The organism is Paenibacillus sp. SYP-B3998 (genome assembly GCF_010820665.1).
GTDB lineage: Bacteria > Bacillota > Bacilli > Paenibacillales > NBRC-103111 > Paenibacillus_E.
This window is the reverse complement of sequence record NZ_JAAIKC010000001.1, coordinates 849,699-864,607: the sequence shown is the minus strand read 5'-3', so window position 1 is coordinate 864,607 and position 14,909 is coordinate 849,699. Positions and strand designations below refer to the sequence as shown.

Sequence of the window (14,909 nt, the reverse complement as noted above, 5' to 3'; positions counted from 1 at the left end):
GTAGTTTTAATGTTACATATTCTCACTCTCATCTAGATATTAATAAACATTCGACAGATTCTTGCGATATCCTCCATGAAAAATGACTATTTCAATCATTTTTAACATTTTTTTTAATGAAAGTAAGCACTTAAGAACTAGGAAAATAGTAATGTATCCTCGTTCTATTTAATATTATCCCTTGACGAACTTCGAATTGAATTTCCCCCATCTCATCCGTTCGAAATACACGCACACCATTCTGTTTCAACCTCTGCACAACATCAGGCGCAGGATGACCGTAAAGATTATTTTGGCCTACAGAAATAACACCAAGCGAAGGTTTCCAATAATCCAGCCACGATGAAATTGTCGATGTTTTACTGCCATGGTGGGCAACTTTAAGAACATCAATTTTGGAATATACCCCCTGCCCTCTATCTATGTTGCTTTTTAGATTTTCCAGCAAGACCTCCTCCGAGTTTTTCTCCATATCTCCTGTAAACAACCAGCGCGTCCCCTGCATTTCTAATAAAAATACAATGGACTGGCCATTCTGTTCCTTAACGATATCAATTTGACTTGCATGATCACCATCACTAAGAGGGTATAGAACCTGGAGCTTTGTATCGGGATCAATCTCAATCCACTTGTTTGATTCAGCAGTCACCAGTGGTATCTTACGATTCAAAGCAGTAGTGAATAATTTTTCAACGCTTTTGCCCGGCTTGTAAGTTCCGTTAAAAAGAAAGCGTTTAATCGGAATTTGCTCAACAACTGCCTGCAATCCCCCACTGTGATCGGCATCCTCATGAGTCAGCACAAGAAAATCAAGTGCATGAACACCTCGTTTCTTCAAAAGCGGGACGAGCATTTTGCGCCCCACTTCATAGGGATCTTTGCGTTGTTTCCACGCCTCTCCTTGTCTCTGAAACGTGACGGTTCCGCCGCCATCGATCAGTAGGTGCTTCCCGTAAGGCGTGCGAATCAGAATGCTGTCCCCTTGTCCAACATCGATAAACTGAACAAGACCTGATCGCTCCAACCGATTCGGCGCATACCCGATCCACAGTAAAATGATGAAACATAGCACACTACATAGAAGGCTAGCCTGCACATACCTTCTCTTGAGTGAAGACGATTCCAGAAGAATCGAATGATGCATGCTTAAGTTTTGATAATTCTTATGTAAACTTAGATAAATCAAAACAAGCAATAAATAAAAAGCAACTATCCAAGTCAAGCTAGGCGAGGGCCAAATCATTTTAAATCCTCTCAGCTGTTCAAGCCTATCCGTTATCCAGAACACAGCATCGTTTAACCATGTTAAAAGCCAACCCATACTTCTCCCTGCGGATATGTTAATAAGCCCTAGCACCAGAGCGAGTAGTCCCATAGGAAACACAATCATACTAATAACCGGAACCAAAATTGCATTTGCAGCCCAAGATAATAAGGAGAATTGATTAAAATAATAGATCGAAACAGGAAAGGAAATCAACTGAGAAACAACGGTAATCGAAAGTGTATTCCTGATGAACTGCAAGGAAATGCTTCCTTGAAGTAGATCATTCACTCTCTGGACTCCGATAATCAGTCCTAGCGTGACAAGAAAAGAAAGTTGGAAACTAACATCTAACAAATAGTAAGGTTCCCAGAGCAGCATAACCCATGCGACGATCGCGATAATATGAAGTACATCCTTCAATAACCCACGTCTGGCAGCGTACAAAGCAACCATAGCCATAAGTCCTGCCCTTACAATAGACGGCGAAGCCCCTGTCAAAAGGATATAAACGGGCAAGAGCAGCATCGAAATGAGCAAATAAGTTTCTCTTGCCAGCTTCAGTCTACGCATGATCCACATGCAAACACCTAAAAACACAGCAACATTCAGCCCAGAGATAGCTAAAATATGTGTAAGCCCCAGCTCCGAGAATTGCTGAAAACGTTCAGGATCGAGATCGTCTTGCATACCAATTAGCATACTTTTCATAAATCCTGCTTGCGATGCGGGGAATATCTGATCCATCCGCTTGCTTAAAGCGTCGCGCAGCTCGTCGTTCCAGCGCAGCAGTTGAACGAAATTAACACGAAAGCCAGCAGGCTCAACCTGCGCCTGCTCAGTCCCTTTGGCCGTAAGGAGCCAGTGGGTGTGGTGAAGGCGCAAATATCGGCGGTAATCGAAGCCGCCAAAGTTACGAGCGGGTGACGGGCTACGCAGCATTCCGTCGAGACTTATCGTATCGCCACGTCGCCAGCTCGCGGCTTGTTTTTGCTGCGCCTGTTTCAATAGGCGCAGTGAAACCTGCACACTTTCCCCGCCAAGCGAGAAAGCGTCGGTCGCGTGTTGAAAGCGAATCGACTCCGCTTTCACAGCGAAGCTAGCCCTGTCGCCATCGACGGAGACAGGGCTAGCAATACGGCCAGTCAGCGTAATATCGCTGCCGTCCAGCCGCTCTTGCTGCTCCGCGAGAGGCAGCAGCGCGGATACGTTCCGCTGATCGTTCCAGTGATAATAGCCACAGGCTACACCGACCAGCAGCAGCGCACACAACGGTAATCTCCCTGGTATTCGTAGTACATAAATAACAACTAGAGCACCCAACAATAACACGCTCACCTTCAAAGACAACCAAGACGGCTCGGCATAGAGCGCAAGCACATAGCCAGTTATCCACAGGCAACCTCCTAGAACAACAGGTCTCTTCAATCTATACCTCCTATGCTTTTACTTCCCCTATAAACACTTCAAAAATCATCAGATTCCAAGACTCGATCACCCTCCATGAGGATTAAGTCATGAAAAACAAAAAAACCTCTTTCTGCAACGACTTTGAGGCCGTTGCAGAAAGAGGTTCTTCCCCGTTCATATTCAATTAATAACATCCGTTAGAGTACCTGGTGGAGGCTCATAGGCTTCCATTTGACGGAAATCAATGCCTCTGGCCAGCATGAGGCCGCTTACCTTAGCTTGATCCTTTGGGTATTCCCGATGAAACACAATTTCCGTTATCCCGCTATTGGCTAGCATGTTGGCACAGGTCCAGCATGGTTGATCAGTAACATACACCGTTGAACCTTCCCGATCATCCCGGTCAGTGAAGAGCAAAAGATTTTGTTCCGCATGGATTGTACGGATACATCGCTGTTTGCGCAAAACTTCTTCCTTGTCTTCAACGACCTTCAACTCGATTTCCTCAACCAACATACAGCCCGCCTCGCTACAATCGGGAACCCCCATCGGGGCTCCATTGTATGCTGTTCCCAACAGCTTCTTCCCTTGAACCAATACGGCGCCAACGTGCCTGCGATTACACTGTGATCGTGTAGAAGCCATATAGGCGATATCCATGAAATAAGTATCCCAATCCTTACGATTACTCATAACTGCTCTTTGTACTCCTTTTATGACTGACTCGCTTTAATTGCCTGATCCAAATCGTGAAGAATATCATCAATTCCTTCTGTACCGATAGAAAGACGAATCATCCCTGGTGAAACACCTGCTGATTCCTGTTCTTCCTCACCCAACTGCTGATGTGTTGTGCTGGCAGGATGGATAATAAGCGATTTGGAATCACCGACATTTGCCAAATGTGAAAATAATTGAACCGCATTAATAACTTTGCGGCCGGCATCTAGACCACCCTTGATGCCAAATGTTAAAATAGCTCCTTGACCTCTAGGTAAGTATTTTTTACCAAGTTCATACGAAGGATGGCTTTGTAAGCCTACATAGTTGACCCACTCCACCGCTTCGTGATTCTCCAGAAACTCCGCAACTTTCAATGCATTCGAGCTGTGTCTTTCCATACGAAGGTGTAGGGTTTCCAAGCCTTGAAGCAGTAAAAAGGAGTTGAATGGCGCTATGGCCGCTCCCATATCTCGCAAAAGCTGAACTCTTGCTTTAATAATATAAGCTATCGGGCCAACCGCTGTCGTGTAAACTACACCATGATAACTTGGATCCGGCTCAGTTAAACCAGGGAACTTACCGCTTGCTTGCCAATCGAACTTGCCGCCATCTACAATAACGCCACCAATTGACGTGCCATGCCCGCCGATAAACTTTGTCGCTGAGTGTACAACAATATCCGCTCCATGCTCGATCGGTCGAAGCAGGTAAGGACTTGGAAAGGTATTATCTACGATAAGCGGAATCCCATGCTCATGCGCAATTGCTGCGACGGCTTCAATATCCAGAACATCCCCTCTAGGGTTACCAATCGTCTCCGCATAGAGCGCTTTTGTTCGATCTGTAATCGCCGCTCGAAAATTTTCTGGATTACTCGGATCTACAAAAGCAACCTGAATACCGAGTTTCGGAAGCGTTGTTGAAAATAGATTATAAGTGCCGCCATATAAACTCGAAGCAGATACGATTTCATCACCGGCTCCGGCAATATTAAGAATAGAATAAGTAATGGCCGCCATACCGGAAGCAGTAGCCAATGCTGCTGGAGCACCTTCAAGCGCTGCAATCCGCTTTTCAAAAACATCTGTCGTCGGGTTCATCAATCGCGTATAAATATTACCAAACTCTTTAAGTGCAAACAAATTTGCAGCATGCTCCGTGTCACGAAAGCCATAAGAACTAGTTTGATACAAAGGGACAGCTCGCGATAACGTGGTAGGGTCGATTTCCTGACCAGCATGTACAGCTAATGTTTCGATAGATAATTTACGGTCTGCGGACATTTTTTATTCATTCCTCCTTAAAATTTTCACCAATTAACTAGCCCCGTAAGCAGGTGCCTAGGTAATATTTCCCTATTATTCTCTCACAATTCCTAACAAATTAAAAGAAAGACTACTTTTCAGTTACATAAAGGTGAGGCTTTAGCTTGTCCAACAGCTTCTCACCGATGCCCTTTACCTCAATCAACTCATCGAGACGACTAAATCCGCCATTTTTCTTGCGGTATGCAATGATCTCCTTAGCCTTGCTTGCACCAACTCCAGGTAGTGAGTTTAGCTGCTCCAAAGTAGCCGTATTCAAATCTAAGCGTTGTCCGCTTAATGTCTCAGAGGTTGTAGCGTTCGATTTAGATGGGGCTGATGACTTAGAAGGCGTTTTCGACGATATAGGTTTTCTTCCTGTTCCTTCACTTGCTTCTTTAACGCCTTCTTCTTCGTTATTCTGTTTTTTGTTTTGCTTTCCATTCTCTTTTTCATTCTTTTTCACGGTTTTATTTTCGTTCTTTTGCTTATCCTCTGTCGCGCCAACTACTGCTTTTTCGCTCTCGTTTTCTTTCCCTTTTTCAGATTCAGGAGATGCGCTTTTTTGTTCGCCATTCGATTCTTTTTTAGAAGATAGCTGGTTGTTTTTTTCTGCAGTTTGGGCAATGACCTGCTGCATTTGACTATTAACAGGCTGGAATTCATTTTGAATGGCAGATCGACCTCCAAGCATAAACTGCCAAATCAAGTAACTAAATAAACAAACAGACGCAGCACAGAGTGCGATCACGCCTTTCCTTTTACTAAATAAATCCACAAATTCACTCCTTCTGTAGCATAATTATTTACAGCAGGGCATATAAATGAAAAAGCATCTGAATGGAATGCAAATCATAGCCCCAGTTCTAACCAACTGTATGAGGGACAACAAGGATAAAGGCGCGAGTTTACTGGAGAATTCAAAAGTTCGTAAACTTTCGCCAAGATGACTGACTTTTCGGGAGGGATTACTTGATGAAAGTAGGATTCATCGGTACTGGGAGTATGGGAAGTATTCTAATTGAGGCGTTTATTCATTCCGGTGCGTTTAATCCGGAGCAAATTATTGCAGGAAATCGGACAATAAACAAAGTTGAGCGTCTTGCAGAGACTTATCCGGGACTAAAGGTCGCCCGATCAAATAGAGAAGTTGTAACGGAGAGCGATCTTGTTTTTCTATGTGTGAAACCTTCTGAGTTCAAAACGGTTATTGATGAAATCAAAAAGGACGTGCTTTCCTCTCAGATGTTTGTTTCGATTACTAGTCCAGTTCTGCTCAGGCATTTGGAAGGTTTGCTGCCAGCCAAAATCAGTAAGATTATTCCTAGTATTACAAACTATGTGTTGAGCGGGGCTACGCTTTGTATTCATGGAAATCGGATGCAGCCAGAGGATAAAGAATGGATTGAAAATGTACTCACTCATATTTCCACCCCTATTCGGGTGTCTGAGCACTATACACGTATTTCTTCGGATCTATCTAGTTGCGGACCCGCTTTTCTTGCTTATTTTATTCAATCGTTCATCGAAGCCGCGGTGGTCGAAACGGGGATTTCTATTGAAGAAGCTACGCTGCTTGCCAGCGAGATGACATTAGGTACTGGTAGGTTGCTAACAACCGGCGGATTCAGTCCTGCCCAGCTTCAAAAACGAGTATCCGTTCCTGGCGGTATTACAGCCGAAGGCTTACGCATAATGGAAAATGAGTTAGCGGGAATGTTCCAACATGTCATACACGCCACTCATGCCAAATTCGAAGCTGACCTTGAGAAGGCAGAGCATCAATTTACATTGAAACAATAACCTTCCCAGTTGCCAACTTCCTTACTTAACCTACAACGATATTAACCAGCTTCCCTTTAACAACAATCAATTTGCGAACGGCCTTTCCGGCGGTCGCTTCTTTGACTTTGTCAAGGTTTAAAGCTAGTTCTTCCATTGCCTTCTCATCTGTATCTTTGGAAATCAATACGCGTTCTACGATTTTCCCATTAACTTGCACAACGATTTCAACTTCATTGTCAACCGTCCAAGCCTCATCATAAGAAGGCCACGGCTCATAGGTAATCGAATCTGTGCCTCCCAGCTTCTCCCACAGCTCTTCCGCCAAATGCGGAGCAATTGGAGAAAGCACCTGCACAAAGTTTTTCATTGCTTCTAGCGGTAAGCGCTCTGTCTTGTAAGCTTCGTTGACGAATATCATCATTTGGCTAATTGCGGTGTTAAAACGCAGAGCCTCAAAGTCTTCAGTAATTTTTTTGATCGTGCGATGCCAGGTGCGCTTGAACGAATCGCTGCCAAGCGTTTCCTCGGCGCTGATTTTTGGATGTATGTTGCCATTCTCATCAACGAACAATCTCCATACACGACTCAAATAGCGGAATATGCCATCTACGCCTGTTGTATTCCAAGGTTTCGTAGCTTCAAGCGGACCCATGAACATTTCGTAAATACGCAAAGTATCAGCACCTTGATCACTGACAATATCGTCAGGGTTCACGACATTACCACGAGATTTACTCATTTTCTCCATATTTTCCCCAAGAATCATACCTTGGTTCACGAGCTTATGGAATGGTTCTTTGGTATGCACAAAACCAAGATCGTAGAGCACTTTGTGCCAGAAACGCGCATACAACAGATGAAGCACAGCATGCTCTGCGCCGCCGATATAAAGATCAACAGGCAGCCATTGCTGCTGCATTTCATGTGAGCAAAAAGCCTTATCGTTATGCGGATCGATGAAGCGCAGGTAATACCAGCAGCTTCCAGCCCATTGCGGCATCGTGTTCGTTTCGCGACGAGCTTTCATTCCCGTTTCAGGATCGACTGTATTCACCCAATCGGCTACGTTTGCAAGTGGTGATTCTCCTGTACCTGAAGGCTTGATTTCATCGACCTGAGGAAGAAGAAGCGGCAGTTGATCCACTGGCACCGGCTTCATTGTGCCATCTTCCAAATGGAGAATTGGAATCGGTTCCCCCCAATATCTTTGACGGCTGAACAACCAATCTCTTAGGCGGTAAGTGACTTTTCCATTCCCTTTACCGTTCTGCTCCAACCATGCGATCATATGGCTAATCCCTTGCTCATTGTTCAGCCCATTGATTGGCTCAGAGTTGACGTGAGGACCGTCTCCTGCATAAGCTTCTTTCTCAACGTTACCACCCTGTACAACTTCGATAATAGGCAGATCGAACTGCTTCGCAAATTCCCAGTCGCGTTGATCGTGGCCAGGCACAGCCATAATGGCTCCTGTCCCGTAGCCGCCTAGCACATAGTCGGCAATCCAAATGGGAACTTTGGCTCCGTTCACTGGATTAATCGCGTAAGCGCCCGTGAATACACCTGTTTTGTCTTTCGCCAAATCGGTGCGCTCCAAATCGCTTTTGCGAGAAGCTTTCTCTTGATATTCTTTGATCGCAGGCGCTTGTGTTTCTGTTGTGATGGATTGCACAAGCTCATGCTCTGGCGCAAGCACACAATAAGTTGCTCCGAACAAAGTATCTGGACGTGTAGTAAACACAGTCAAGCTTTGTTCCCTATGACCCTCAATTGCGAAGCGCACCTCAGCGCCCGTAGATTTCCCAATCCAGTTGCGCTGCATATCCTTAATGCTTTCAGACCAATCCAGCTCCTCAAGATCTTCCAGAAGACGCTCTGCGTATTCAGTAATTTTTAGAATCCACTGACGCATCGGCTTGCGAATAACAGGATGGTTACCACGTTCGCTCAATCCGTCAATGACTTCCTCATTGGCCAAAACTGTCCCCAGAGCCGGGCACCAATTTACTGGCACTTCGTCTACATAAGCCAGACCTTTATTATAAAGCTGGATAAAAATCCACTGTGTCCATTTGTAATATTCAGGATCCGTTGTGCTGATTTCACGGTCCCAATCGTAAGAGAAGCCAAGTGACTTAATTTGACGGCGGAACGTGTCAATGTTCTTGTTCGTAAAATCACGCGGATCATTCCCTGTATCCAGTGCATACTGCTCGGCAGGCAAACCAAAAGCGTCCCACCCCATCGGGTGAAGTACGTTATAGCCTCTCATCCGCTTGAAACGCGAAACGATATCTGTTGCTGTGTAACCTTCCGGGTGCCCTACATGCAAACCTGCACCAGATGGGTATGGGAACATATCGAGTGCGTAAAATTTCGGTTTTTCCGAATTTTCGAGCACCTTAAATGTTTTCTTTGCGTCCCAAACCGCTTGCCATTTCGGCTCGATCACTTGTGGGTTATACCCAAGCTGTTCTCTTGTTTCTTTAATTTCCTCTGACATATACAAGATCCTCCCTGAGGTAAGGCTAGCGCCTTACCTATGTTCATAAAAGTGCTGCAAAAAAACCCCTCATCCCTAGCGGATATCGCTAGGGACGAGAGGTTGAATTCCCGTGGTACCACCCTAGTTAACACACGGCATACTTTGCCTGTGTTCACTCTGCCCCTTAACGCGGGTGAAACGATCCAGCTAGCACCGTCTGTAACGATGTTCACTATCTAGCTCCGAGGCGAGTTCACTTGCTGCATCTACCGGTTTCCACCTGAGTCCCGGCTCTCTGAAAAATGCTGCGCCCAGCTACTATTCCTCTTCAAAGCTTTTCTAACAACTAATTAGCTATGATTATATGTAAATTAATGCCGCACTGTCAAGCCACGCTTAACGATAACTTCGCTATTTCTTCGCTACGAAGAATGCTCGCTCTGTTGTCACGGTTGGCGAATTCCATGTGAAATCACTCCCCTTGTGCACCTCTTTAAATCCGACCTCATGAAGCTGTTGTTCCAACCATCCTAGTGGATAAGCGCGCTGTACATGCATCTCATCAATACGTCTAAACCGATCTGAACCTTCTTTGTCTTGAACAAAGATCGTCAAATTGTGTTCAATCTGAACGCGCTCATCATCTAACTCGCTTGTCCAAATGTAAGACACATCTTCTTCATCCAAAAAAAACGGCTGTGATTCGGCGTAAGCAAACAGCTGCTCAGGGGTATGTACGTCAAACAAAAATAAACCTCCAGGCTTAAGCCCATCATACGTTTGCTGGAATGTCTGTATAATCTCTTCTTCTTCCAACAAATAATTGATGCAATCACAAAACGAAATCGCTGCATCCACCTGCTCGCCGATGCCCCACTCGCGCAAATCCTGCTGCACCCAACGCAGCGAACCATTTTTCAAAAGCGTACTACGCTGTTCCGCCTTTTGTTCTGCAACAGCAAGCATATCCTCTGATAAATCGATGCCCGTTACCCGATAGCCTTCAAGGGCAAGAGGAATCGCTAATGTTCCGGTTCCACATCCCAAATCAACTAACGCAGTTGGCTTGGTACCGAATCGTTCAAAGCTTTCTCTGGCAAATCGGAGCCATTCCCCGTAAGGCATGCTCTCCATCAGGCGGTCATATGTGTACGCAAATCTTTCGTAGCTCATCTTTAGCCCTGCGTCTCCTCTTGTTTCAGATAAGTCCAGTTATCCTCCTGATAGATAAGTCCTTCCTTCATGAGCTTGCCCATTGCGCGTTTGAAGGCAGCTTTACTCATGCCGAATCGATCTTTAATCATATCTGCGGATGTCTGATCGGAAAAAGGCATAGCGCCATTTGTTCGCTCTTTGAGCGCGCTCAGGATGCGCTCGGCATCCTCATCGCGACCTAACTCTTTTGGAAGCCGCATCGAGAGATTAACCCGTCCGTCTTCCTCGCGGACAAAAGAAACCCTAACCTTAACCAACTCACCCACACGCAACAGACGAGTCCGTTCTGGAGCCGCTATAAGCCCGATAACACCATAACCTAAAACACCCGCCTCACAAATAACGAAAGTTCCTATTTGTAAGGGGCGATAGACACGTGCATCGACCCATTGATTGCTCCACGTGGACGGTGCCCGCACACAAAGCGGAGCTAAGTCTTCTTCTAAAGCGAGCTTCGCAATTAAGCGCCCCTGGCGATCATGAGCTAGCGTAGCATACACTTTATCTCCAACTACAGGACGTAGAGTTTCCAATTCTGGCACATTTCGATAAGGGAGCAGCAAATTGCGGCCTAGACCTATTTCCAAAAAGTAGCCAAATCGCGGATGAATGTCCACCACTTCCAGAAGTCCAACCTCACCCATAACTAAATGAGGCCGTTTCATCGTAGCCATCAACCTGTCCTGTGTATCATGAAACAGAAACGCTTCTACGCTATCTCCAGGCTTGATCATAGAGCCTACGATTTCAGCATAGGGCAGAAGCACATCTTGATAGCCGTCGGTCAAGAAATAACCGTTGGGTGGAACTTCCCTCGCCACCTCTAAGGTGACGAGTGTTCCTGCTTCCATTCTCATACGCGCTCCACAACTTTAGCATCCGACCAAAGTCTCTCAATATTGTAATACTCCCGTTCGTCGCGATGGAATACATGAAGAACTACATCCCCTAGGTCAAGCAGTACCCATCTTGCGGTATCTACACCCTCGTAGCCTCTAATTCGCACGCCATGCTCCTGAGCTTTCTTTCTCGCTTCCGTCGCGATTGCCTGCACCTGCGTCTCTGAATTACCATGGCAAATAACGAAGTAGTCGGCAACAATAGAAATGCCTTGCAAGTTTAGTGTCACCACGTTCATTGCTTTTTTGTCTTCTGCAGCTTCTACCACGAATTTCATAATTGCTTCTGGGGTTATACTCATTCCATCATCCTCCTAGGATTCGCTCTGTATCTGTTCAATTAAATCATTACGTGTCAATATCGTTAACGGGTAAATCCGTTTACCTTTGGAAACTAAAAAGCTGATCGTAGAATCGAAACCGGCAATAAGCGCCTTCTCAATACTATGTTCAGCGATTTCACGAATATTATGCACACCAGGAAAATCGCGACCAGGTTCCATATAGTCAGCCAAACATACAATTTTGTCAAGCAATGTCATGCCTTCACGACCAGACGTGTGATAACGAATCGCGTCGAGAATCTCCTCGTCATGAACACCGAATTGCGACTTTGCCATATAGGCGCCAGCATGTGAATGCCAAAGCTCTTTGTCATAAGCAAGTAAATCCTGCGGAAGATCGTTGTTCTCTCGAATAATCTTTGCTTGTTCTTGGACAGGCCAATATTTACAATAGTCATGCAAAATTGCTGCCAAATCCGCTTTGGACGGGTCCGCTCCATAACGTTTAGCTAATATAACGGCTGTTTCCATAACACCTAGCGTATGCAGCCACCGTTTTTCAGGCATTTGCTCTTTCACAGCGGAAATCAATTGTTCACGATCCATACAAACGATTCACCTCCATGTAAGTATGCACAGCATCTGGAACAAGGTAACGAACCGATCTTCCTTTATACATTTCCTCCCGAATCATTGTCGAAGAAATGTCAATAAGAGGCATAGGTAGAATCTTCACACGCGAACGAATATGTGCTGGTATTTTCTCCATATCAAGCTCGTAACCAGGTCTGGCTAGGCCGATAAATTGAATTTGCCGCACGATGTCATCAATGCGATGCCACTGCGGCAAATACTGCACCATATCCGCCCCAATGATATAGACAAATTCCGTATTGGGGTTGTTTGCACAAAGCAGTTCAATCGTATCAATACTGTAAGATACGCCGCCTTTACCAATTTCGATATCTAGTGGACGAAAAAACGGATTTCCCTCTGCAGCCACGACGACCATTTCCCAACGCTGCTTAGCCGTTGCTTTAGGAGCATTTGGCTTGTGCGGCGGCACGTTCGCGGGCATTAACCATACTTCATCCAGATCTGCTTCCACCCTCGCCCGTTCCGCTGCGATCAAATGACCGGTATGAATCGGGTCGAAGGTGCCTCCCATAATTCCGACCAGCATGCTTGCACCTCTTTATCGCGGTAATTCGATTTTCTTCTGATCCCGCGATTCTTTGTAAAGCACAACAATTTTACCAATGACTTGAACGAGATCAGCACCTGACTTCTCAGCCAATTCAGTACCCACTTCACTGCGATCTTCCCCACTGTTGTTGAGTACCGTAATTTTGATTAATTCACGAACTTCAATTGCTTCTTGGATGTGACGAATCAAATGATCGTTTACACCGCCTTTTCCTACTTGGAAGATCGGATCTAAATGATGCGCCATCGAGCGCAAATAACGTTTCTGTTTGCTTGTTAACATGGATGTCCCTCTATTCTATTCAGCTAAAGACTGTTCTACAACCTGTCTCATTGCCCCAACGGGCGCAGGTGTGCCAGTCCAATATTCAAAAGCATAAGCGCCTTGATAAATAAACATACCTAATCCTCCGTGAATGCGAGCTCCTAATGCCTCAGCTACTCGGAGAAATTTGGTAATCCGCGGATTGTAAATCAAATCGCTGACAAGATGGTGAGAACGCAAAAGGTCAGCCGACATGGGCAGCTCGTCCACATTCGGATGCATGCCTGCCGACGTCGTATTCACAATAAGCTCTGCATCGCCAATGACTTGTTCTAGTTCGTCCAGACCTAGCCCAATGGCTTTCGTGAAACCGCCAATGGTTCCGGCAAGCTCAACCGCTCGTTCTTTGGTGCGATTAGCAATATAAATACATGCCGCTCCTTCTTTGGCAAGGGCGTAGGCTATACCTCGCGCCGCGCCGCCTGCGCCCAGCAGCAGCACGGTTTTCCCCTGCAGCTCGATGCCGGTTTCTTCCTTCAATGAGCGAACGTAGCCGATGCCATCTGTATTGTAACCAATTAGACGACCAGCATCGTTAACAATCGTATTAACGGCGCCGATGACCTGCGCCCCTTCATCAATCTCATCAAGATACTGCATCACTTCCACCTTATGTGGAATCGTCACATTAATGCCACGATAACCCAGAGAGCGAATACCGCGAATCGCATCGCCTAAACCTTGTTGGGTTACGTGGAATGCCGCATACGCCGCATTCACACCTGTCTCTTGGAATGCACGATTCAGCATAATCGGCGAACGCGAATGCCGAATCGGATCCCCGAAAACACCATAAAGGATGGTATGGCTGTCTAGCGTCCGTTTGCTCTCCATGGCTTCCCCCTTAGCGTTTTACTTTGGCAGAACTTCCATTATCCGCATCAATCCTATATTAAAGACTCCCGCGCAATGACCTTAACACCTTTTGGCGCATGCACCGCAAGATCAGCGCCAGCTTCACTGTTTACTTTGATCCAGCCTAAACCAGAAATTAGCACATCGATTCGTTTCCCTTTTGGAATGTGAATCGGGTGCTTCACAAACTTAGGCAGTTCGTCCAAATCTGCTTTGCGCGGAGGCGTCAGCATCTCACCTTTATGCCCTTCATACAATTCATCCGCTTTTTCCAGCTTAGTGCGGTGAATTTGAATCGCGTTCGATGTGTAGCAAGTGAACGACTGATGCTCACCTTTGATAAAATCAAACCGAGCCATCGCTCCGAAAAACAGTGTCTGGCTTTCATTCAGTTGAAAGACCATCGGTTTGAGCGGTTTATCCGGCATAATTTGCGATAAATCACGCTTTGTGACGACCTCCGTCAAGCGATGGGCATACACAATTCCTGGCGTATCGACAATATAGCAGCCGTCATCCAGAGGTATTTTCACCAAGTCAAGCGTCGTTCCTGGATATTGAGAAGTCGTCAATTCAGCTTCTAAATCGCTGTAATCGCTGATCAAACGATTGATTAACGTTGATTTACCAACATTTGTTGCTCCTACTACATACACATCGTGATTGCCTCGATGTTCCGCAACGGCAGAGATAACACGATCAAAGCCCATGTTCTTCTTCGCACTACATAATACGATATCTACCACACGGAGATTTTGTTCTTTGGCTCGGCGCTGTACCCAGTTAATAATTTTGTTCGGGTTCGTCACCTTCGGAAGCAAATCAATTTTGTTCACGACTAATAAAATCGGGTTGCTTCCAACAAATCTGGATAAACTGCTGATCATACTGCCTTCAAAATCGAAAATATCGACAATGTTGACAACTAAAGCCTTTGTCTGACCGACGTGACCTAGCAACTTGAGGAAATCGTCCTGCTTCAACGTAATGCTCGACGATTCATTATAATGCTTAATGCGATAGCAGCGTTGGCAAATGATAGGTTCCTTCTGCAAAGCTTCTGCAGGCACATAACCGAGCTTGCTTGGTTCTTCCGTCTGTAGCTCCACGCCGCAACCGGCACAGTGCATAACTTCTTCTTTAATCATGAATCC

General features: G+C 45.7%; 14 protein-coding genes and 1 other annotated feature. Of the genes, 1 reads left to right on the top strand and 13 read right to left on the bottom strand.

Annotated elements, in window-relative coordinates; genetic code table 11:
• Window positions 1–130: 130 nt before the first annotated feature.
• The 4 genes from GK047_RS03830 to GK047_RS03815 all read right to left on the bottom strand — a co-directional run bounded on the left by GK047_RS03830 (window position 131) and on the right by GK047_RS03815 (window position 5,479).
• Complete coding sequence (locus tag GK047_RS03830) at window positions 131–2,692, bottom strand: DNA internalization-related competence protein ComEC/Rec2 (protein WP_240343751.1); 2,562 nt, start codon at window positions 2,690–2,692, stop codon at window positions 131–133.
• Window positions 2,693–2,854: 162 nt separating this feature from the next.
• Complete coding sequence (locus GK047_RS03825; RefSeq protein WP_163941388.1) at window positions 2,855–3,367, bottom strand: deoxycytidylate deaminase; 513 nt, start codon at window positions 3,365–3,367, stop codon at window positions 2,855–2,857.
• Window positions 3,368–3,387: 20 nt separating this feature from the next.
• On the bottom strand, window positions 3,388–4,680 hold the full coding sequence (locus tag GK047_RS03820; protein WP_163941385.1) for a homocysteine synthase: 1,293 nt from the start codon (window positions 4,678–4,680) through the stop codon (window positions 3,388–3,390).
• A 112-nt stretch (window positions 4,681–4,792) separates the two neighbouring features.
• Window positions 4,793–5,479, bottom strand: coding sequence for a helix-hairpin-helix domain-containing protein (locus tag GK047_RS03815; RefSeq protein WP_163941383.1), 687 nt, complete (start codon window positions 5,477–5,479; stop codon window positions 4,793–4,795).
• A 197-nt stretch (window positions 5,480–5,676) separates the two neighbouring features.
• Between GK047_RS03815 and comER the strand changes: the two genes are divergently transcribed.
• Window positions 5,677–6,504: a late competence protein ComER gene (gene comER / locus GK047_RS03810; RefSeq protein ID WP_163941380.1), complete on the top strand. Its 828-nt coding sequence runs from the start codon at window positions 5,677–5,679 to the stop codon at window positions 6,502–6,504.
• A gap of 25 nt (window positions 6,505–6,529) precedes the next feature.
• Here the strand turns inward: comER and leuS are convergent, their stop codons facing one another.
• The 9 genes from leuS to yqeH form a co-directional block, all read right to left on the bottom strand.
• The gene (leuS, locus tag GK047_RS03805; protein WP_163941377.1) at window positions 6,530–8,989 is read right to left on the bottom strand and encodes a leucine--tRNA ligase; all 2,460 of its coding nucleotides are present in this window, start codon (window positions 8,987–8,989) and stop codon (window positions 6,530–6,532) included.
• A gap of 87 nt (window positions 8,990–9,076) precedes the next feature.
• Window positions 9,077–9,312, bottom strand: a binding site (T-box leader).
• 70 nt (window positions 9,313–9,382) lie between these two features.
• Window positions 9,383–10,144 (bottom strand): class I SAM-dependent DNA methyltransferase, encoded by a 762-nt coding sequence (locus tag GK047_RS03800; protein WP_163941373.1) that lies wholly within the window; start codon window positions 10,142–10,144, stop codon window positions 9,383–9,385.
• Window positions 10,145–10,146: 2 nt separating this feature from the next.
• Complete coding sequence (locus GK047_RS03795; RefSeq protein WP_163941370.1) at window positions 10,147–11,043, bottom strand: CvfB family protein; 897 nt, start codon at window positions 11,041–11,043, stop codon at window positions 10,147–10,149.
• Complete coding sequence (rsfS, locus tag GK047_RS03790) at window positions 11,040–11,387, bottom strand: ribosome silencing factor (protein WP_163941367.1); 348 nt, start codon at window positions 11,385–11,387, stop codon at window positions 11,040–11,042. The genes GK047_RS03795 and rsfS overlap by 4 nt, the downstream gene beginning before the upstream one ends.
• 12 nt (window positions 11,388–11,399) lie before the next feature.
• The gene (gene yqeK, locus GK047_RS03785; protein ID WP_163941364.1) at window positions 11,400–11,975 is read right to left on the bottom strand and encodes a bis(5'-nucleosyl)-tetraphosphatase (symmetrical) YqeK; all 576 of its coding nucleotides are present in this window, start codon (window positions 11,973–11,975) and stop codon (window positions 11,400–11,402) included.
• Complete coding sequence (locus GK047_RS03780; RefSeq protein ID WP_163941361.1) at window positions 11,965–12,552, bottom strand: nicotinate-nucleotide adenylyltransferase; 588 nt, start codon at window positions 12,550–12,552, stop codon at window positions 11,965–11,967. The genes yqeK and GK047_RS03780 overlap by 11 nt, the downstream gene beginning before the upstream one ends.
• 12 nt (window positions 12,553–12,564) lie before the next feature.
• Complete coding sequence (gene yhbY / locus GK047_RS03775) at window positions 12,565–12,858, bottom strand: ribosome assembly RNA-binding protein YhbY (protein ID WP_163941358.1); 294 nt, start codon at window positions 12,856–12,858, stop codon at window positions 12,565–12,567.
• Between the two features lie 15 nt (window positions 12,859–12,873).
• Window positions 12,874–13,734 (bottom strand): shikimate dehydrogenase, encoded by an 861-nt coding sequence (aroE, locus tag GK047_RS03770; protein ID WP_163941355.1) that lies wholly within the window; start codon window positions 13,732–13,734, stop codon window positions 12,874–12,876.
• A 53-nt stretch (window positions 13,735–13,787) separates the two neighbouring features.
• On the bottom strand, window positions 13,788–14,903 hold the full coding sequence (gene yqeH, locus GK047_RS03765; protein ID WP_163941351.1) for a ribosome biogenesis GTPase YqeH: 1,116 nt from the start codon (window positions 14,901–14,903) through the stop codon (window positions 13,788–13,790).
• Between the last annotated feature and the right edge of the window lie 6 nt (window positions 14,904–14,909).

Coding starts and splice junctions, on each gene's coding strand:
- GK047_RS03825 (WP_163941388.1), bottom strand. CDS start 3,367: ATGAGTAATCGTAAGGATTGGGATACTTATTTCATGGATATCGCCTAT.
- GK047_RS03820 (WP_163941385.1), bottom strand. CDS start 4,680: ATGTCCGCAGACCGTAAATTATCTATCGAAACATTAGCTGTACATGCT.
- comER (WP_163941380.1), top strand. CDS start 5,677: ATGAAAGTAGGATTCATCGGTACTGGGAGTATGGGAAGTATTCTAATT.
- leuS (WP_163941377.1), bottom strand. CDS start 8,989: ATGTCAGAGGAAATTAAAGAAACAAGAGAACAGCTTGGGTATAACCCA.
- GK047_RS03800 (WP_163941373.1), bottom strand. CDS start 10,144: ATGAGCTACGAAAGATTTGCGTACACATATGACCGCCTGATGGAGAGC.
- GK047_RS03795 (WP_163941370.1), bottom strand. CDS start 11,043: ATGAGAATGGAAGCAGGAACACTCGTCACCTTAGAGGTGGCGAGGGAA.
- rsfS (WP_163941367.1), bottom strand. CDS start 11,387: ATGAGTATAACCCCAGAAGCAATTATGAAATTCGTGGTAGAAGCTGCA.
- yqeK (WP_163941364.1), bottom strand. CDS start 11,975: ATGGATCGTGAACAATTGATTTCCGCTGTGAAAGAGCAAATGCCTGAA.
- GK047_RS03780 (WP_163941361.1), bottom strand. CDS start 12,552: ATGCTGGTCGGAATTATGGGAGGCACCTTCGACCCGATTCATACCGGT.
- yhbY (WP_163941358.1), bottom strand. CDS start 12,858: ATGTTAACAAGCAAACAGAAACGTTATTTGCGCTCGATGGCGCATCAT.
- aroE (WP_163941355.1), bottom strand. CDS start 13,734: ATGGAGAGCAAACGGACGCTAGACAGCCATACCATCCTTTATGGTGTT.
- yqeH (WP_163941351.1), bottom strand. CDS start 14,903: ATGATTAAAGAAGAAGTTATGCACTGTGCCGGTTGCGGCGTGGAGCTA.